14 protein-coding genes are annotated in these 19083 nt (G+C 62.9%); 6 read left to right on the top strand and 8 right to left on the bottom strand.

Annotated elements, in window-relative coordinates:
* Nucleotides 1-267: 267 nt before the first annotated feature.
* The gene (metG, locus tag ACYQ47_RS32910; protein WP_459908962.1) at nt 268-2424 is read left to right on the top strand and encodes a methionine--tRNA ligase; all 2157 of its coding nucleotides are present in this window, start codon (nt 268-270) and stop codon (nt 2422-2424) included.
* A gap of 103 nt (nt 2425-2527) precedes the next feature.
* On the opposite strand, the gene ACYQ47_RS32915 is transcribed toward metG, so the two are convergent.
* From ACYQ47_RS32915 to ACYQ47_RS32945, 7 genes are all read right to left on the bottom strand, one after another.
* A complete protein-coding gene (locus ACYQ47_RS32915) occupies nt 2528-3598 on the bottom strand; it encodes a fimbrial protein (RefSeq protein WP_459908964.1) in 1071 nt (356 codons plus the stop codon).
* Nucleotides 3599-3637: 39 nt separating this feature from the next.
* Nucleotides 3638-4174, bottom strand: a complete 537-nt coding sequence (locus tag ACYQ47_RS32920; protein ID WP_250491926.1) for a fimbrial protein — start codon at nt 4172-4174, stop codon at nt 3638-3640.
* A 73-nt stretch (nt 4175-4247) separates the two neighbouring features.
* Complete coding sequence (locus ACYQ47_RS32925) at nt 4248-6953, bottom strand: fimbria/pilus outer membrane usher protein (RefSeq protein WP_459908967.1); 2706 nt, start codon at nt 6951-6953, stop codon at nt 4248-4250.
* 216 nt (nt 6954-7169) lie between these two features.
* Nucleotides 7170-7913: a fimbrial biogenesis chaperone gene (locus ACYQ47_RS32930; protein ID WP_459908969.1), complete on the bottom strand. Its 744-nt coding sequence runs from the start codon at nt 7911-7913 to the stop codon at nt 7170-7172.
* Between the two features lie 100 nt (nt 7914-8013).
* Nucleotides 8014-8562, bottom strand: a complete 549-nt coding sequence (locus tag ACYQ47_RS32935; RefSeq protein ID WP_250508669.1) for a fimbrial protein — start codon at nt 8560-8562, stop codon at nt 8014-8016.
* Between the two features lie 354 nt (nt 8563-8916).
* Nucleotides 8917-13107, bottom strand: a complete 4191-nt coding sequence (locus tag ACYQ47_RS32940; RefSeq protein ID WP_459908972.1) for a translocation/assembly module TamB domain-containing protein — start codon at nt 13105-13107, stop codon at nt 8917-8919.
* A 15-nt stretch (nt 13108-13122) separates the two neighbouring features.
* The gene (locus tag ACYQ47_RS32945; protein WP_459909418.1) at nt 13123-14865 is read right to left on the bottom strand and encodes an autotransporter assembly complex protein TamA; all 1743 of its coding nucleotides are present in this window, start codon (nt 14863-14865) and stop codon (nt 13123-13125) included.
* Between the two features lie 488 nt (nt 14866-15353).
* Here ACYQ47_RS32945 and ACYQ47_RS32950 point away from each other — a divergent pair, with 488 nt between their 5' ends.
* The 4 genes from ACYQ47_RS32950 (at nt 15354) to panD (ending at nt 17752) form a co-directional block, all read left to right on the top strand.
* Entirely contained in the window at nt 15354-15542 is a 189-nt protein-coding gene (locus ACYQ47_RS32950) for a DUF3460 family protein (RefSeq protein ID WP_244827978.1), read from the top strand.
* A 116-nt stretch (nt 15543-15658) separates the two neighbouring features.
* Complete coding sequence (locus ACYQ47_RS32955) at nt 15659-16444, top strand: segregation and condensation protein A (RefSeq protein ID WP_309845153.1); 786 nt, start codon at nt 15659-15661, stop codon at nt 16442-16444.
* Nucleotides 16445-16510: 66 nt separating this feature from the next.
* Nucleotides 16511-17344, top strand: coding sequence for a pantoate--beta-alanine ligase (gene panC, locus ACYQ47_RS32960; RefSeq protein WP_244827278.1), 834 nt, complete (start codon nt 16511-16513; stop codon nt 17342-17344).
* A 21-nt stretch (nt 17345-17365) separates the two neighbouring features.
* Complete coding sequence (panD, locus tag ACYQ47_RS32965) at nt 17366-17752, top strand: aspartate 1-decarboxylase (RefSeq protein WP_244827277.1); 387 nt, start codon at nt 17366-17368, stop codon at nt 17750-17752.
* 51 nt (nt 17753-17803) lie between these two features.
* Here panD and ACYQ47_RS32970 read toward each other — a convergent pair whose 3' ends face one another.
* Nucleotides 17804-18430 carry a ParA family protein gene (locus ACYQ47_RS32970; RefSeq protein ID WP_250525503.1) on the bottom strand — a complete coding sequence of 209 codons (627 nt, stop codon included), beginning with the start codon at nt 18428-18430 and terminating at the stop codon, nt 17804-17806.
* A gap of 193 nt (nt 18431-18623) precedes the next feature.
* On the opposite strand from ACYQ47_RS32970, the gene ACYQ47_RS32975 reads away from it, so the two are divergent.
* Nucleotides 18624-19040, top strand: a complete 417-nt coding sequence (locus ACYQ47_RS32975; protein WP_250491921.1) for a PaaI family thioesterase — start codon at nt 18624-18626, stop codon at nt 19038-19040.
* The last annotated feature ends 43 nt before the right edge of the window (nt 19041-19083 follow it).

Below are 19083 nucleotides of genomic sequence, written 5' to 3' on the forward strand. Positions count from 1 at the left end.
GCCTGAAAAAAATTTGAAACTTGGGCGCACGGCGCGTGTCTGTCCTTACGGTAGGCGCGCGGCGAGGCCGCCACCTGCCATTCTCCTCTTGTCGTTGTTGCTCCGGGGCCCGGTTTTGGACCCCGGTTTTTTTTGGTGCGATGGTTTTCGGCTGCCGCGCCCAAGTCTCCCCGCCTCCCCGTCTTCCTTCCCCTCCCTGCTAAAATCGAAAATCGCTTTTTTTTGCGTTCTTCGATCAACTTCTGCATTTCCTCCGGGCCGCGCCTTATGTCAGCACCGATTTCAGCCATCGCCACCGCCGCGCCCGCCGTCAAGAACGGCGCTCGCCAGATTCTCGTCACGTCCGCGTTGCCGTATGCGAACGGTCAGATTCATATCGGCCATATGGTCGAATACATTCAGACGGACATCTGGGTTCGGACGCTGCGCATGCATGGCCACGAGGTCTACTACGTCGGCGCCGACGATACCCACGGCACGCCCATCATGCTGCGCGCCGAAAAAGAAGGCATCACGCCGAAAGCGCTGATCGAACGCGTTTGGAAAGAGCACAAGCGCGACTTCGACAGCTTCGGCATTTCCTTCGACAACTATTATTCGACCGATGCCGAGGAAAACCGCGTCCTTTGCAACACCATCTACGCCGCGCTCCAGGAAGCGGGGTTGATCGACGCGCGCGACATCGAGCAGGCCTACGATCCGGTCAAGGAAATGTTCCTGCCGGACCGCTTCATCAAGGGCCAGTGCCCGAAGTGCGGCGCGAAGGACCAGTACGGCGACAATTGCGAGGTTTGCGGCTCGACTTATCAGCCCACCGAACTCATCAACCCGTATTCGGTGGTGTCGGGCGCGACGCCCATCCGCAAGATTTCCACGCATTATTTCTTCCGCTTGTCGGACCCGCGTTGCGAAGACTTCCTGCGCGGCTGGGTCGGCGGACTCGCGCAGCCCGAAGCCACGAACAAGATGCGCGAATGGCTCGGCGACAAGGGCGAGGCCAAGCTCGCCGACTGGGACATCTCGCGCGACGCGCCCTACTTCGGCTTTGAAATCCCCGGTGCGCCGGGCAAGTACTTCTACGTCTGGGTCGACGCCCCGGTCGGCTATTACGCGAGCTTCAAGAATCTCGCGGACCGTATCGGCCTGAATTTCGATGAATGGGTGAAGCCCGGTTCGAAGACCGAGCAGTACCACTTCATCGGCAAGGACATTCTGTATTTCCACACGCTCTTTTGGCCCGCGATGCTCGAATACTCCGGTCATCGCACGCCGACGAACGTGTTCGCGCACGGCTTTTTGACCGTCGACGGCGCGAAGATGTCGAAGTCGCGTGGCACGTTCATCACGGCGCAAAGCGTGATCGATACCGGCATCAATCCGGAATGGCTGCGCTACTACTTCGCGGCCAAGCTGAACAGCACGATGGAAGACATCGACCTCAACCTGGAAGACTTCCAGGCGCGCGTGAACAGCGATCTCGTCGGCAAATACGTGAATATCGCGAGCCGCGCGGCGGGCTTTCTTCTGAAGCGCTTCGACGGCCGCGTGCAGGACAGCGCGATGCAGCATCCGCTGCTTGCGCAACTGCGCGCCGCGATTCCGCAGATTGCGGGCTTCTACGAGTCGCGCGAATACGGCCGCGCGCTGCGCACGACCATGGATCTCGCCGATACCGTCAACGGCTACGTCGATACCGCGAAGCCCTGGGAACAGGCGAAGGACCCGGCCAACTCGGTCGCGTTGCACGAGACTTGCAGCGTGAGTCTGGAGGCGTTCCGCCTGTTGTCGCTTGCGCTGAAGCCGGTGTTGCCGAAGCTGATCGAAGCGGTCGAGGCGTTCCTCGGCATCGCGCCGCTCGTCTGGGCGGACGCGCACAAGCCGCTGTCGTCGGCCAATGCCGTGAACGCGTACAAGCATCTGACCACGCGCGTCGACCCGAAGCAGATCGAGGCCTTGCTCGCGGCGAATCGCGAGTCGTTGCAGGCGGCGCCGGAAGCGGCCGCTGCTTCTGCCGCTGCTACAAGTGCGAGTGCGGCTAAGAGCGCGGCGCCCGCCAAGAAGCAAGCGAATGAAGAGACGCCAGGCGTCATCTCCATCGACGACTTCTCGAAAATCGATCTGCGTATCGCGAAGATCGTCGATTGCAAAACGGTCGAAGGCTCCGACAAGCTCTTGCAACTGACGCTCGATATCGGCGAAGAGAAAACGCGCAATGTGTTTTCGGGTATTCGTTCGGCTTATCAGCCGCAGGATCTGATCGGCAAGCTGACCGTGATGGTCGCCAATCTCGCGCCGCGCAAGATGAAGTTCGGTCTGTCGGAAGGGATGGTGCTGGCGGCGTCCGCTGCCGACGACAAGAAGGAGCCGGGGCTCTATATTCTCGAACCGCATGGCGGGGCCACGCCGGGAATGCGGGTGCGCTGAACGACAACCGCGACGCTCGAAACAGGAACGCCCCTCTTGAGGGGCGTTTTTTTTCGGACGTCTGTCCGTGGCAAGCAACCTGAGCAGCGCTGCCCGGCGATGCCTAATGATAGGTCATGGTGAGGATCATCGACGTGTTCGCCGGACCGGGCGTCACGGTACCGGTTCGATAGTAACGCGCCTTCATCGGGATGACATAGCTGCCACCCGTGGAACTGTTATAGCCGGAGAATGCCTTGGTCGTGCTCAGCGGAAACACGGAGCCGGAGCCATCCAGTAGCTGCACGCCCACGCCCGTGGCCGACGACGAGCCATTGAGCGCCACGACGGATTGCGAACTGTTAAGCACACTGGTCGTGGGATCGATTTCATACAGGACGCCATTCATCCCCGAGGGACAATTGTTGAGGCTGATGTTGAACGGGACCGCCGCGGTAGTCGCACCGACAGACGCCATCTCCACCGGAAAATGGGTGCCGAGCGGCACCGGCACATCGGGGGTCTGGCAGGTAAGCGGGACGACCGTCACCGCCGGGACGATCAGATAAAAAGGCGTGGTGCCCGGGCTGTCCGGGACAAAATTGATCATGGAGCTTGAGCTCGCCAGCGTCTGCGCGCCCAGCACACCCGCCGCGCTCACAACGCCTGTCTTCACGAGCGCAACTGCCCAACGCCCATAGTTTTTGAGGTTGGAACCAACGGCGGTACAGGTCCAGCCCACGTAGGGCGGCCGCACGGAGGGCGACACCACGTCGAGCCAATCGGCGCCGCCACACGAACTCGGCTCGCCGTCGAACGCGATGGCCATGCCAACGCCGGGCACATTGGTCTGCAAGACCGTATAGGACGCGAGACCTGGGCCCGGTGTGCTCGCAATCGTCACGCTGCTTTTCGGCCATGCGACATTCAACTTCGAATACATGCCGGAACCGGATGTCGTCGACATGGTGCACACGTAGTTGACCATCGACGTGATGCTCCAGGGCGCCAGAATGGCGCCCACCGGCAAGTCGCGCGGCACCGAAATCGTCGCGGGGAGAATGGCCTGCACACTCTGACCTCCGCCCGTGCAAGCGTCGGCCCATGCGTCCTGCATGCCGCCTGTCAAAACCAGCGCGCTCGACAAGATGATCCAAGCATATCGTCGCAGCCGGGCAAATCCGATGCCTTTCATATCGCTATTCCGTCAAAGGGTGTCGAAGTCACGCGCGCGTCAGTTGTAGGTGAAGTTGACCGTCGCCGAGGTCGTCACCGTGCCGGCTGTCATCGTTCCAAGACGATAGAACTGCGCCACCATCGGAATGGTCATGGCGTTGGTCGCGTCCACTTGGCCGCGATTGGAGGTGTTGCCAAGCGTGACGACCGTACCGGTGGTCCCGCCCGCACTGCTCGCCTGCAGCAGTTGCACGCCGGTCTGCGTCGCGGTGCCGGTGTTCTTGAGCACGCTCGGAACGGTGTCGGACTGGCCCGATACGGCCATCGATACCGTGGTGCCCGGCGTGCAGTTGGTCAGCTTCAGGCTGAACGCCGTGGGATTCATCGTCGATCCCACGCTCGGAAAGTCGAGGATATTGGCGCTGCCCAGATTGATCGTCTGATTCGCCGAAGCGGTGTCCACCGTGCAGGACGGGGGCACGATGGTGCCGGTGAAGTTGAGCGTGGCATCCGCTCCGAATGCCGAACCGGTCGCGGTGACGGCGATGGTGACGGCGAGATTAGCCAGAAGTGATCCAAGTGTGCGCATAGTCATTCAAACGTGTTCATGTTGCCGCCGCTCGTGCGGGTCTTTGTCGATTGCAGATTCATGTCGTGGAGATACCGGCTTAGTTGCAGGCTGCATCCGCGAAGGCAGTCGATGCCGCCCGGCTCCCGTCGGCTTCGGGCAACGCGTAATGCACCTTGCAACTCTGATCAGCCGCCGAGCCCCAACGGGCGATCAGATCGCCACTCGCGGCCTTGCTATACAACATCGCGCGGCTGCCCTGCGTCACGGCGCCAACGGATTCGCCGCTCGCATCCAGCACGTCCGCGCCGAACGGCACCGGCTCGCCGTTCAGACGACGCAAGCGCATGACGATTGCGCGGCCTCGGTCTTCGGTATCGAACTTCACGAGCGACACCGCGCCGGCCGTTGGTGCAAAGTACTGCTCGGTGGTCTTGAGCTGCACGCCCATCGGCAAGCCCTTGGTGTCGATCTCCACCGCGTTCTGCGAATACGGCTGCATGCCCGCCACGGCCGCGCGGCCGGCGCCGTTCAGCCGCACGCCGGGCGAACTGGCAATGCGCGCTCCGGCGGCATCGTTCGCCTCGACTATCGCCAACGTGTCGCCGCTTTGCGGTGACAACACCAGACCGCCCCCGTACGCGACCACGGAACCGGACGCACCCGCGCCTGCCTGCGTGTATCCGTTGGCGCGGCCAACATTCGCGCGCAACTGCGCGACAGGTGAGAAATAGCCGACGTTGGCGCTAAGGCTGTCGCTGTGGCTGCCGGAATCACCCGATGTGTGGCTCGCGCTCACGCCGTAGTTCATCTCGTAGTCCTTGCCGAGCGTGCCCGTGAAGGTTTCCTGAATCTGGTTCGTGTTGTCGCGCGAGTCGTGCGAGAAGCTCGTCGTCGAATTGGCGATGTTCGTGCCCAGATCGAGGGGAACGCTCAGCGTGAGCATCACGCGGTTGTCCCAGTTCGCGGTTGACGTGTCGAGTTCGCGCGAAGCCGAAACCCCCACGCCGACGCGCCCGACGTTCGTGTTGTAGCCGACCTGGAACGCGGTATCGTTGCCATGCTTGTTCCAGTAGTTCTGCGTGTAGCCCGATGCGTAAATGGAGCCCCACTTGTCGAGGTTTTGGTTGAGCGTGAGCTGCAGGCGACCTTTCTGGATGCCGTTGCTCATGAACGCGGTGCCCTTCGACTCGAGGTCGCGCAGGTTCATGGCGTCGCGGAACCCGAGGAAGCCGCTCGTCGAATAGCGGTACGCCGCGAGCGTGACGTCGGTGTTCGTCGGCGTGAAGCTGCGCGAGAACGAAAGGCGAAGACTCTGTCCGCTCCGGCTGCCGGATTTCGGCAGATTCGCATTGGCTTGCGTCGCGTCGAAGGCGAATGCACCGACCGACGTGTTGAGCGACGCGCCGAGCGCCGCCGAAATGTAGTCTTCGGCGACGATCGAGCCGCCATACAGCGTGACCAGGTTGTTCACGCCGTGCTGCACACCAGCCTGCACGACATACGGATGGCCCGATTCGCTCGAATTGCGATACTGGCCCGCTGCCACGTTCAAGCGCCAGCGCCCCTCGCGCAGCGAATTCACGGGCGCGGCATACGGCACGGATGCAACGTGCTGGCTGCCGTCCGCTTCGGTGACGATCACCTGCAGGTCGCCGCCGTAGCCGGTCGGGTAGAGATCGTTGATCTCGAAAGGACCCGGCGCGACCGTCGTCTCGTAGATGAGATTGCCGTTTTGCTTGACCTGAACGTTCGCGTTGGTATTGGCGATACCCCGCACGATCGGTGCATAGCCGCGCTGCGATTCCGGGTACATGCGGTCGTCGGTTGCGAGTTGCACGCCGCGCACGCCGAACGAATCGAAGATCGAGCCGTCGGTGTAGGAGTCGCCGAGCGTCAACTGGCTCTTGAGCGGAATCAGCGAGCGCTGCACATTCGTCTGCAGGCTCTGTGCATGCGTGCCGCCAAACGACGATGTCGTGACGTTGCCGTTGTAGCGAAAACGCCAGGCGTCGAAGTTGAGACCCGCCGTCACGCCCAGATAACCCTGAGTGTTCGACACGCCGCCGCCATTCGAGCGATACACGTTGGCGTTGTACTGCAAGGTCGCGGCTGGCACGCCTTCGTCCCACAGCTTCGGATCGACCCAGCCGCGCGCGTTGCGGCTCATCATCGCTTGCGGCACGCTCACGTCGAGGCGCTGTTCGCCCATGTCGAAGGTGGCCGTCGCCTGCGGGATCAGGTCCGGCAGCGCCACGCCGCCGGTGCCGTTCGCGGCGTCGAGTTGCGCTAACGCCGAATCGGGCAGGCGCATGGTATCGACGCCCGCGCGCGCGAGCAGATCGCGATCGAAGACCGGGACCGCGCGATGGTCCGGCGCGCCGACATTGCGCAATGTGATGGCGGTCATGCCGAGCCACACGCCGTTCACGTACAGTGCGGCGCGGTAATTGCCGGCCAGTGCGATGTTGCCCTTGTCGAAGCGGCTGACGTCCATGACCGCTGCGCCCGCGAAGCGCAGGAAGCCCGGGTCGAACTCCACGGCCTCGGGCGCGGCCGATGCGGTCGATGCCGTCGAGGTCGATGCCGTCGATGCCGTCGATGCCGTCGATGCAACCGCACCACTCGATGCAGCCTTGACATCGGACGAGGCCTGAGCCCGATCCGGCCGCACCCCGGACGATGACGAAGTGTCCATGCGAGCCAGCGTGTTCGCATCGGCCCTGGCATGCGCCGCGGCGAAGGCGAGCATCACGGCGACGCTGGTCCGACTCAGCGAGAGAGCGAACCTCGAATTCGATTCCATGCAGCGTTCATTCATATCGAGCCGGATTCGCGGGCAACACCGCTCCCCACCGATGGGAAACATCGGCATCCGGGGCTCGCTGCCTCGCGACGATTAAGTCTTGGTGTACGTGAACGCCAGGCTATTCGCGCCCGGCGTGTGGCCGACCGATGGCGAAGGAATCGACATCCTTCGCGTCGCTCGTGAATCGGTCAGATAGCCCGCATGCAGCGCGTCTCAGTGGATCGCTGCCTCGTGCTTCGTGGGACCGCCGTAGTCGTTCAAGGTCGTGAACGAGACCTGGCCGTTCGCGGTCGCCTTACCGGACAGTGGCAACGTGAGCTCGCCACCCGGTGGCACCATGCCGCCTTCATCGAATCGGGCGGCATGTTCGCCTTCGCCCACATGAGCGTCGATGATCGTCACGTGATAAGGCGTCGGATTCGAAACCACGAGCGCGGACTTGCCACCTTGGGACGACAGCCGCCATGTGAGCTTGCCCGGTGCGTCGTCGGCGCTGCCCGGCAGACCTTGCGGGCGAAAGAAAAACTTCAGGCGCGAGCGGAACGCGAGCTGGACGTAGTTCGCGCCGGCCTGAGCTTCGGTTGGCTTCGGCGGCACTTCAAGCACGTTGAACCAGAGCAGGGTTTCGCGATCTTTCGGCAGCGCTTCGCCGGTATAGGCGATACGGACGGTCTGCGCCTTGCCCGGATCGATACGCGCAAACGGCGGCGTGAGCACGAACGGGAGATCGATCTGAGCCGGATCGACCTTGGGATCGCCCTTGTCGAGCCACACCTGCGTCAAGGCCGGCGATTTTCCCGCGTTGGACAGCTTAAGCGTCACTTCGCTATCCGTGGCGTTGTACACCACGCGCGTGCCCGCGACGACGACGGACGCATTGGCTGAGAACGGCAGGATCGCAACGAGAGCGAGCACACCCGCTGTCACTGCGCTAAAAACGACTTTTCGGAGACTCATGACATTCAACAAAATTTGCGGTGACGCGATGACTCGACCCCGCGCGCCGTGCGAGGGTTGAACGAAGACGCCGCGAGGGCGTCCTCGTTCGCGAATCGATTTACTGATAGACCATCGAGTAGGTCACCTGGCTCGTCACCGTGCCCGCGGTCGCGGCGCCCATTGGCGAGTTGTACTGCGCTGCGTATTGCAGGCTTGCGCTGCCGCTCGTGATCGCAACGTCTTGCGACTGCTGCGCGCCGTCGGCCTTGCTCACGTCGATGGCTTGCCCCGAGCCGTTGTAGTCCAGCAACTGGACTTCCACGTTGGTCGCCGTGCCGTTGTTCTTCAGGTTGCCGTCGGCCAGCGTGTTCGCGCCGTATTCCCAGAACGTGTGCACGTTGCCCGTGGCCGGCGTGCAGTTGGACAGCGCAATGTTGAAACCGGTGGCGCCCGCGGAAGAGCCGGCGTCCGTCAGTTCCGCTGCGGCAAGCGCCGGCAGCGTCACGGTGAAGTTGTTGCCCTGGGCATTGCCGCTTACCGTGCACGTGTTGGCCGTCAGCTCTCCGTTGATAGTCAGCGTGCCACCGTTACCTGCCGGTGCGGCGTGCGCGGCAGCGCCTGCCAGAGACATGGACACCGCGACCAGCGGAAGAATGATCTTCTTCATAATAAGTATTCCTTAGTCGTCACCTGAGTGACTGAGCCCGATTTGAAAATTCGTCAGGTCGCGTCGTGAACAAGATATTCATACTCGCTTCCTGACGAAAGGCTGAGTATGCTGACTCGGGCCATGCGAACGATTAGGAACACGCTTAAAACTACAAAATTCCTATATAAATCGTTGATGTAACGCATCCATATTGAGAATGTTCTTGCGGGTTTTTGCGCGCCTTGAGAACGACTCAGATCGGAGGCAAGTCTCGGGACCAGAGAAAGACATCGGTTACGGGCGCGGCGCAAAAGCAAAAAGGGGCACGCGATCGACTCGCATGCCCCTGTCCCCTTACGTCTTCAAAGCGATCTACTCCGTGGTCGACTCCACCTCGGATGCCGCCGCGGCCGACGAAGCCGCCGCCCGCTCCGACCGCGTGGGCGTCGTCGACGAAAAGAGCCGCATCCACGAATTGAAGCGCCGTGTGTAAGACAGATCGACGCCCTGGAACGTCCCGCCATACGCCGTCACCGACCAGAATCGCGACAGGCTCAGTGTCGCCTTGATCGCGTTGCTAGCCGATTGCAGACCCTGCTCGTAGCCAATCACCAGCCGCTCGTTGATGGCCTTGGCGATCATCACCACTTGCGGATCGGTCAGGCCCACTTCGCTCGAACCGATGGTGAATTCATCCAGCCCGAAGGTCTGCGCAATACGCTTGCCGCCCGTGCTGCCGAGCAACGCGAGTGCGCTCGTCATTGCGCTCTGCTGGCCGACGTTATTGCCCTGATCCGTGCCATGACCGAACAAAAGCCACGAGAGCTTTTCGTTGTCAGGCACGCTCGGTTCGGAAATGAGTTTGGCCACGGGCGCCTGCACCGTGCCCGTCACCTGCACGCCCGCCTCGACTTCCTGATTGCGCCGCATCGCGAGGACATTGATGCCGGGGTTCGCCACCGGTCCGTTGAACGTGAAGAAGCCATTCTCGATGTTGAGCTTGCGCCCGAACGCCGTGTAACTCGAACCCGGCGTCGTTACGCGCACATTGCCGACCGCGCGCAGCGGCATGTTCGGCGCGCTCGTCACACTGATGACGCCGGCAAGCCCGAGATCCGCGCCGGCGCCCTTGAAGCGAAAGCGCTGCCCCAGGTCGATGTCGATATTCGCCCGCGGCGTGAACGGTCCAACCGGTTTTTCCGTTGCGGCCACCGTCTGCTTCGTCGTGTTTTCGCCCTTGATGGTGCCATCGGGACGTTCGATGACCACGTCGTCGCCGAGCGATGGCGCGCCGGATTCCGGCAAGTCGAACAGCGCGTGATCGACGGTGAACTTGCCGTTGATCGCCATGCCGCCCTGCAATCCCGCGTTCGCGATACTCGCGCTGCCCGAAAGCGACAATTGCCGGTCGGGCGAGGCGAACAGTTCCAGCTTGTCCGCGATGATGCTCGCGGTGAGGTCCGGCTGTGCCTGATCGAGCCGCACCTTGCCCGTCGCGCGCAACGTGCCGCTCGCGCCGTGGAACTCCACCTGCTGGAAGTCCACCAGATTCTCCGACAGCGCAATGCGAATGATGCCGTCCTTCAACTGAACGCCCTGATCGACGACCGTCGCCGAAAGATTGTCGCCCGTCAGCGACCCCGACAGATTCGGCTTGGCGACGATCCCCGCGATGCTCAACTTGAGCGCAAGCTTGCCGCCCAGCAGATAGCTCGGGCCGAGCAGCCCGCCGGTGGTGCGCAGTTCGGGGATATTCGCGTTGATCGCGCCGGAGAGCGGCGCTTCGTCGACCACGGTCAGCATGCCGTCGCGATTGGCGAGCGGCGTGTGCGCGTTGGCTTCGATCACGCCGATGCGCGTCGCCTGCGCGCGCAGCGTCGCGTTGAGCGTATTGCCGTTGGAGAAATCGGCGCGCGCAGAGATGTCGTTGATGCCGAGCGCCGAGACGCCACGGGTGCCTTCCACGGTCACATCGCCGCTGCGGCGCTTGAGCTGCGCATAACCCGTCGCCGTGGCGCCGAGCGAGAAGTTCCAGTCGCCATCGAAGACGAGGTCGGTGCGGATCGGCGGCTCCTCGCCCGTCATTTCCTGACGCACGGCCAGAAGCCGCGGCACCGAGAGATTCGTCAACGTTCCGGCCGACTGGATGCGGCCGTGATCGAGCGCGAACGACTTGAGATTGAGCGCCGCGCCTTCCGCGACGAGCCGCGTCGCGCCGAGCACGAGCCTGGCCGGACCGTAGCTCACGGTCAGCGGCTGTTCGAGGTTGACCGACGGCGTGCCCTTGTTGGTGAGCTTCGTGATCGTGCCGTCCCAATGCGGGCCGTCGGCGGCATCGGTGAACTTGCCGTTCGCGCCGAGCGCGAGATTCACCGGCTGCCCCTGAACCTTGCCGGTCGCGGTCACGTCGAGCGTGTGATGCATGCGTGTGCCGTTGAGGTTCGCATCGAGCGTGGCGACTTCGATGCCCGAGGTGCTCGCATCGCGCGCTTTCAGCGTGAAGACGAGCGCGCCGTTCGAGCCATCGCGAATATCCGCGCGACCTTCCGCATGACCGAGGCGGTTCGCGCCGAACACGACGCCATCGGCCTGATAATTCGCCGCCACGTTCGGATGCGCAATCGAGCCGGTCAGATCGCCGTCCGCCTTCACCGTCCCCGCGAGACCGAAGCCGAGGCGCTCGAGTTGCGGCGCATCGACGCGAAAACGCAGCCGGTCGCCGGGCGCGCCGAAACTGCCGTTCAGATCGACATCGTTGCCCGCGACAGACAACTTGGCCGCGCTTGGCAAGAGCCGCATGCCCGCCAGTTGCACCGTGCCTTCGCCGGTGAGCGGCAAGTTGTCGTACATGCTGTCGGCGAGTTTGAAGGTCGCCTTGGTGGTGAGTTCGGGCGCGAGTCTGCCGGATGCGGCCAGCGTGCCGTTCACGCGCGCCTCGATCGCGCGCGCGGGCGCGGCGGGCTTCTTCTGCGTGCCTTTCCTGACGGGCGCGGGCTTCGGCTGAAGCAACTGCTGCGTGAGCAGAAGCGGATTGAAGTCGATGAATTTCGCCTTCAGGTCATAGCTCGAATTCGTATCTTTCTTGAGCACACCGTTCGCTTCGACGCGACCCTTGCCGACGGTCAGCTTGACTTCGTCGAGCGCGGTCTGCTTCGGGTCGAGCTTCACCTTGGCTTGCGCGCGGATCGCCGCTTTCGGATCGTTCAGGTCGGCGGCGATGGTTTGCGTATCGCCCGCGAGCACGACGCTGATCGGCCCGGAAAAATCGGTCGGACGCACGCTCGCTTCGATTGCGTTGAGGTCGAGCTTCGCCACCTTGAGGTCGAACTTGCCGTCGCCGCCCTTGAGCGAGCCGCCACCCGTCACGGTCGCTTCTTTCACGAGACGCACGTTGAGATCGGTGATGCTTTGCGCGGAGGCATCGAGCCGCACGTTGGCGTGCGCGTCGATGAGCGGCAGCAGCTTCTTGTCGATGGCGCCCGGCTTCGCGTTGACGATCGACACCGGCCCGCTCACCACGAAGCCCGGCGCGTTCTCGACCGGCTTCACTTCGGCGCTCACGGCGAGGTCGGCCAACGGCGCGCCCGGGCTGAACGCTTGCGGATTGACGTGATCGACATTGACGATGGCAAGCTTGAGCGGCACGTCGCCGAACGGCAGCGCTTCGACATGCGCGCGGCCGTTGAGCTTCATGCCGCTGGCGTCGATATCGGCAATGAGGTCTTCCAGCGAGCCCGATAATCGCGCGCCCACCTGCACCGCTTCGCCGTTTAGCTTGCCGGTGTAGCCGGCATCGCCGGAAAGCGGGAACGGACGCGCGCCGCCGTCGAGCTTCGCGGATGCCGTCACTGCGCCGAACGGCGTGTCGAGCCGCTGCACCGTCGCCTGATGATGCTGCCCGTCGCTGCCGCCGTTAAAGAGCAGGCGCGAGAATTCGGTGGTCGTCGCACCCTGATGCAACTGCAGCTTTTCCACGCTCAGGTCGCGGATGGCAAGCTGGATCGGCAGGCGCAAATCCTTCGGCAGTTCCGTTTTCGTCGACTTTTCTTTCGAAGGCGCGATGCGCGCGTCGATGGTGCCGACATGCAGATAATCGATGGTAAAGCGCAGCGGCTCGCGCGTGAGCGCCCAGCGTCCCGAAACGCTGTCGACCGCTATGTCCGTGCCCTTGCCGTCGGGACTCTTCCAGTGGACATCGCGCAGACTCACGCCGGTGGCGATAGCGCCGCCATCGAGCTTGCCGGTCAGCTGACCCTTGAGCAGCGATGTCGCCGCCTGCCACGCGTAACGCGTGCCGCGCTCGGTGTTGAGCACGAACAACACGGTGCCGATGGCAAGCACGACGATCAGAACGATGACCAGCGCGAGCACGCCCAACCAGCGCATGAAACGCCTGAAGCCGCCGCGGCGCGGCTTTTTATCGTCGCCGGACCCGCCGCTGCCGCCGTTATTACCGCCGCCCGCGTCAGCATCGGACGCAACGACGCCGCCCGCCTCATCCCAACGCGGCTCGTCCTTGCTTCCTTGTGCGCTCGATTCCGTCATGCCCTTGATATCCACCATCGCTCGTGCGCCCGTTCAGAACGCAATGCCGAGCGTCAGATACGGCTTGATGCTCTTGTTCTTGAGCCCGTAGGCCACGTCCACGTTGACCGGTCCGACCGGACTGCGCCAGCGCGCGCCGACGCCCACGCCCGGCTGGAAGACGCGCTCGCTCCAGGTATCCGTCGCCGTGCCGATGTCGAAGAACACCGCGCCGCCCCAATCGTGCGTGAACCAGTGCTGATACTCGCTGCTGCCCGTCACCATGTACTTGGTCGGCAAGATCGATCCCGCCACATTGTTGCCGATACTCAGATAGCTATAACCGCGCACCGAATTCGCGCCGCCCGCGCGAAACAGCAGGGACGCCGGCACGCCGCTCGACGGCCCGCTCGTGAACACGCCGCCGAATTCCGCGCGAAACACGAAGAGATCGTTCTTCGTGATCGGCAGATACTGCAGCGCGTTGGTGTAGAGACGCGCAAAGGTCTGATCGGTCATCAAGCCTTTCACCGCGAAGCTTGCTTCTGCGCGAATGATGTTGCCGCGACGCGGGAACAGCGGATCGTCGACATCGCGGCGCACCCACGTCCACGCGGGCACGAGCGCGCGCGCCGTCGACGGATTCGGCTCGTTCTGCGTGATGCGGTCGTCGTAGAAAGCGAGCGAATACGTCGTGTCGATGTTCTGCGTCGAACGCGAGCGCTGCACGCCCACGCGTCCGCTATAAATCTTCGTGCTCGATACGTCGGTGATGGTGTAGGAGCCGAACACCGCGTTCACCCAGCCGCGCGAATCGGGCGGCATCGCGAGTTGCACGCGGCCGTACTGCTGCGTCTGATCGAGCCGGCCGGAAATGGTGAACGGATAGGCCGCGTTGAACGTATTCAGATAACTGTAGGCGCCCTGCACGTGAAAGCCGGTATCGGTCGCATAACCCACACCGTAGCGGATGCTGTTGTACGGATATTCGCTCACCTTCAGATGCACCGGCGTTTCGAGCGGCTTGTTGACGTCGTTGTCGGCGTCGATGGCCACGCTCGCGTAATACGGCGTGTTCTGCACCTGGCGTTGCAGTTCGTTCACGCGCGAGACGTCGTAGATTTCGCCCGGATGAATCGGGTTCACGTTGTCGATGATCTTTTCCGGATAGCGCTTCGTGCCGCTGATATCGAGCTTGCCGAATGTGAAGGTCGGACCGCTGTCGAAGGTCACGGAGAGATCGGCGAGGTGCGCGCGCGGATTGATGCGCGCCTGCGAGCGCACGATTTTCGCGCCGAGATAGCGCCGCGACTGGAGCGCGCGCAACGCGGCGTTCTTGGCGTCGTCCCACGCGCCTTGCGAGAACGGATCGCCTTCGTTCACTGAAAACGCGAAACGCGCGGCATTCTCTTGAGTGCGGTCTTCGGTCGTCACGGCGCCCGTGAAATGCAGTTGCACGGAGGCGATCTTCGTTTGCGGACCTGGATCGACGCTGACGGTCACCTTGCGCTTGTCGCCATCGGTCGTCACGTCGGTGCGCACGACCGGCGTGAAATAGCCTTCGGTCGCGACGAGGTCGCGCACGTCCTTCGGCGCGGCGGTGACGAGGAACTGGAACTGGTCGTCGCTGACGTCGTCGCGCTTGGCGAAGCGCGACAGATCGAGATGGTCCTTCAGCAGCTTCTTGACGCTGCGCGGCGCGTCGATGTCGATGTCGTACTTGGCGAACGCAGGCCAAGCGGCCGCCAGGAGCGCACATGCCACGAAGCTGCGCAGGGCAGCCGGCAAGCGCTTCATTCCGGGCGACGTGGACATCGCCATGTGCGGCCGTTTCGGCGGACAGGCGCGCAACGCGCGCAGCGGATCAAACGAACGCCCCGCCAAACGTGACCTCCGGCATCTGAATGAATGAGACTGAAAGATGAACCTCGAACGCGCGGCTGCAATGCGATGAGCCGGTCACGGCGCGCAGGCGCTATTTCACCACAGCTTCGCATGGGAACCGAGCACGGATGTGCAACGGCGGCTTGCGGCGGTGTGGTTTGCCGCGTGCCGTCCGCGGACCGCTGCCGGGCGCGCTGTCGTGCGGCTTTGGACGGTCAGACGCTCGCGGGGTTCCGCGGGTTCCAATAATCGCTTACGTGGCAGCCCCAAGTCCCATGCGTTACCGCTTCACGCTTGCTGTAAAATCCCGGAGATCGAACCCAGTGCCGCGCGGCATCGGCGCCAGCAAAGGCTGCCGGGCGCGTCGTCCCTATTCACCGCATCGAGCCAACGGAAAACCGATCATGTACCAGTCGGACATCACCCAGTTCATCAATCAGTTGAAAAGCCAGAAGCCGACGCTCGAAGACGAACAGCGTCGCGGCCGCGCGCTCCTGTGGGACAAGCAGCCGGTCGACCTCGACGAACGCGAACGCCAGCAAAAGGCGCGCGTGAACCAGACGCCATACGTCTACTACCAGAACTTCTGAACGTGAGTACAGCCGGCCGCGAGCCGCAGTCGCCCCGCCGTCAGGCCCCGGACGACTCGCGAGATGAACGGGCCGCCGCGCTCGCCAAGCCTGCGACCGACTCGACGCCCGACACCATCGACGGCGTCGCTTTCGCGCATCTCTACGGCGAGCCGCTCTGGAAGCTGCCGACGGATCTATACATTCCGCCGGACGCGCTCGAAATCTTCCTCGAAGCGTTCGAAGGCCCGCTCGACCTGCTGCTCTACCTCATCCGCAAGCAAAATTTCAACGTGCTCGACATTCCGATGGCGGATGTCACCGCGCAATATCTCGGCTATGTCGATCAGATTCGCGAGTCGAATCTCGAACTCGCGTCGGAATATCTGCTGATGGCGGCCATGCTCATCGAGATCAAGTCGCGCATGCTGCTGCCGGTCAAGAAGGCCGACACCGGCGAGGACGCCGAAGACCCGCGCGCCGAACTCGTGCGCCGCTTGCTGGAATACGAGCAGATGAAGCTCGCCGCGCAACGTATCGACCAGTTGCCGCAACTCGGCCGCGACTTCCTGCGCGCGGACGTCTATATCGAGCAGGCGTCGGCGCAACGCTTCCCCGACGTCGACATGAACGACCTGCGCTCCGCCTGGGCCGATGTCATCAAGCGCGCGAAGCTCGTTCAGCATCACCGGATTTCGCGGGAAGAACTCTCGGTGCGCGAGCATATGAGCGTGATCCTGCGGCGCCTGCAGCATGCGCGCTTCATGGAGTTCTCCGAGCTATTCGATCCCACGCGCGGCGTACCGGTGGTCGTGGTGAACTTCATCGCCATGCTGGAGTTGTCGCGCGAATCGCTGATCGAAATCACTCAGGCCGAGCCTTTTGCGCCCATTTACGTGAGACTCGCGTACTCTCCCGCTTAAAAGCATTTTCTCTACCCTTGCCTCGGTGCGGCCTGTTGCTGCCGCCCGCCAGGAGACACCCGCTCGATGAAAGTCATCAGCTCAATTCACGAACTGCGCGATCAGTTGCGCGGTCAGAACCGCACCGCCTTTGTCCCGACGATGGGCAACCTCCACGAAGGCCATCTTTCGCTCATGCGGCTTGCGCGCCAGCATGGCGATCCGGTGGTCGCGAGCATCTTCGTGAACCGGCTGCAATTCGGGCCGAACGAAGACTTCGACAAATATCCGCGCACGCTGCTGGACGACATCGAAAAGCTGCAGTCGGAGAACGTCTACGTGCTGTTCGCGCCGACCGAAGTGGATATGTATCCGGAGCCGCAGCAGTATCGCGTGCATCCGCCGCATAACCTCGGCGACATTCTCGAAGGCGAATTCCGCCCCGGCTTCTTCACCGGCGTGTGCACGGTCGTGATGAAGCTGATGTCGTGCGTGCAGCCGCGCGTCGCGGTGTTCGGCAAGAAGGATTATCAGCAACTGATGATCGTGCGGCAGATGTGCCACCAGTTCGCGCTGCCCACGGAGATCATCGCCGCCGAAACGGTGCGCGAGGAAAACGGTCTCGCGCTGTCATCGCGCAATCGCTTTCTGTCGGCCGCCGAGCACGCCGAAGCGCCGCAACTCGCGCTGCAGTTGAATCGCGTGCGCGAAGCCGTGCTTTCGGGCGAGAAAGATCTGGCCGCGCTCGAACGCACGGCCATGAACGCGCTCGCCGAACGCGGCTGGAAACCCGACTACATCAGCGTGCGCAAGCGCGTCGACCTGCTCGCGCCGGGCGAAGCGGATGCGAGCGCGCCGCTCGTCGTGCTGGCGGCGGCGAAGCTCGGCAACACCCGTCTCATCGACAATCTGGAAATCTGAAGTAAAGGAACCACACGCATCATGCAGCGCACCATGCTCAAATCGAAGATTCACCGCGCGACGGTCACGCATTGCGAGCTTCACTACGAAGGCTCGTGCGCAATCGACGAGGATCTGCTCGAAGCGGCGAATCTGCTGGAGAACGAGCAGATCGACATCTGGAACGTGAACAACGGCGAGCGCCTGACCACTTATGCCATCAAGGGCGAGCGCGGCAGCGGCATGATCTCGCTGAACGGCTCGGCGGCGCGGCGCGCGCAGTTGGGCGACCTCGTGATCATTGCGGCTTTCGCGGCCGTCGACGAAAAAGAGATCGCGGCGGGCTGGAAGCCGGACCTCGTCTTCGTCGATGAAGCGAACCGCATCAAGGGCAACCGCGATCACGTGCCGACGCAGAACTGGACCTGATCGTCCGAGTTCATCCGCGACTTGGCCGGCGCTCCGCAAGGACCGCCGGCCTTATTTTTTGCTGACCCATTCGATGATGGGTTGCCACTGCTCCAGGTCCTTCTCCACGCGGCTTTTGGCGACGTCCCAGATCGTGAGTCCGTGCGCGGCGAGTTGCACGTAGTTTTGCGTGTCGCGTAAAAAGCCGAGCACGGGCAAGTCGAGACCTTCCACGAAACGATGCAGTTGTTCCGCCGAGCGCGTACGCGCGTCCACCCGCATGCCGACGACGCCGACCTGAATCGCGCCCTTTCGCACCGCCTTTTCCTTCGCGAGTTTCGACAGAAAGTCTTGCGTGGCGAGGATGTCGAACATCGACGGTTGCAGCGGCACGATCACCTTGTCGGCAATATCCAGCGCGAGCGCGAGCCGGTTGCCGTGGACTCCGGCGGGCGTATCGACGACGGCTTTTTCCAGGCCCTTGGGCGGCTTGGCGGGCGCGTCGACATCGAGATTCCATTCTTCGATTCTTGGCAGCGTGTCCGGGCGCAGCGAAAGCCACGCGTGCGAGGAGCGCTGCTTGTCCAGATCGGCGAGCGCGACCCACTCGCCGTTTGCCGCGAAACACCCGGCTAGATTGGTTGCGAGCGTGCTTTTCCCGACGCCGCCCTTCGGATTTGCCACCACGATCACGGTCATGAATTGTCCAGAAGATTGTTCGACGCGCTTGAGTTCGACGCCCTTCGCCGGTATACCCCTGCGCGCGGTTTCGTTTTAGGAACCGATACATGATTTCGAGCCGTTGATATTATCGGCAAAACGGCGCCCACGCGAAGCGCTGGCCGAACGGACTACCCTTTCCTTTTCTTCCCATCTCTTCTAAACGACCGCCATGCCCCTTCGTTCCGATGTGACGCTCGACTTTCTTCGCAACCGTCAGAAGGGCCGTCTGCCCGAGTTGCTCGGCGTGCAACTGATTTCACTCGAAGAAGGCGCGTTGACGGGCGAACTCGTCATCCGGCCGGAGTTACTCGCGCCCAATGGCTTTCTGCATGCGGCAACGGTCGTCGGCCTGGCGGATACCTGTTGCGGATACGCGTGCATCGCTCATTTACCGGAGAACGCGCAGAACTTCACGACGCTCGAATTGAAGAGCAATCACGTGTCGACGGCGCGTGAAGGGAAGATCGTCGCGCGGGCGACGGCCGTGCATGCCGGACGAAGCACGCAAGTGTGGGATGCAAGCGTCACCAATGGCGAAGGAAAGCTGATCGCCATGTTCCGGTGTACGCAGATGATTCTTTATTGAGGAAAAGCCGGACAGCGGCGCGACTGTCCCGGCTTTTCAAGTC

The sequence above is a fragment of the Caballeronia sp. HLA56 genome, assembly GCF_054655155.1.

Coding starts and splice junctions, on each gene's coding strand:
- metG (WP_459908962.1), top strand. CDS start 268: ATGTCAGCACCGATTTCAGCCATCGCCACCGCCGCGCCCGCCGTCAAG.
- ACYQ47_RS32915 (WP_459908964.1), bottom strand. CDS start 3,598: ATGAAAGGCATCGGATTTGCCCGGCTGCGACGATATGCTTGGATCATC.
- ACYQ47_RS32920 (WP_250491926.1), bottom strand. CDS start 4,174: ATGACTATGCGCACACTTGGATCACTTCTGGCTAATCTCGCCGTCACC.
- ACYQ47_RS32925 (WP_459908967.1), bottom strand. CDS start 6,953: ATGGAATCGAATTCGAGGTTCGCTCTCTCGCTGAGTCGGACCAGCGTC.
- ACYQ47_RS32930 (WP_459908969.1), bottom strand. CDS start 7,913: ATGAGTCTCCGAAAAGTCGTTTTTAGCGCAGTGACAGCGGGTGTGCTC.
- ACYQ47_RS32935 (WP_250508669.1), bottom strand. CDS start 8,562: ATGAAGAAGATCATTCTTCCGCTGGTCGCGGTGTCCATGTCTCTGGCA.
- ACYQ47_RS32940 (WP_459908972.1), bottom strand. CDS start 13,107: ATGGTGGATATCAAGGGCATGACGGAATCGAGCGCACAAGGAAGCAAG.
- ACYQ47_RS32945 (WP_459909418.1), bottom strand. CDS start 14,865: ATGAAGCGCTTGCCGGCTGCCCTGCGCAGCTTCGTGGCATGTGCGCTC.
- panC (WP_244827278.1), top strand. CDS start 16,511: ATGAAAGTCATCAGCTCAATTCACGAACTGCGCGATCAGTTGCGCGGT.
- panD (WP_244827277.1), top strand. CDS start 17,366: ATGCAGCGCACCATGCTCAAATCGAAGATTCACCGCGCGACGGTCACG.
- ACYQ47_RS32970 (WP_250525503.1), bottom strand. CDS start 18,430: ATGACCGTGATCGTGGTGGCAAATCCGAAGGGCGGCGTCGGGAAAAGC.
- ACYQ47_RS32975 (WP_250491921.1), top strand. CDS start 18,624: ATGCCCCTTCGTTCCGATGTGACGCTCGACTTTCTTCGCAACCGTCAG.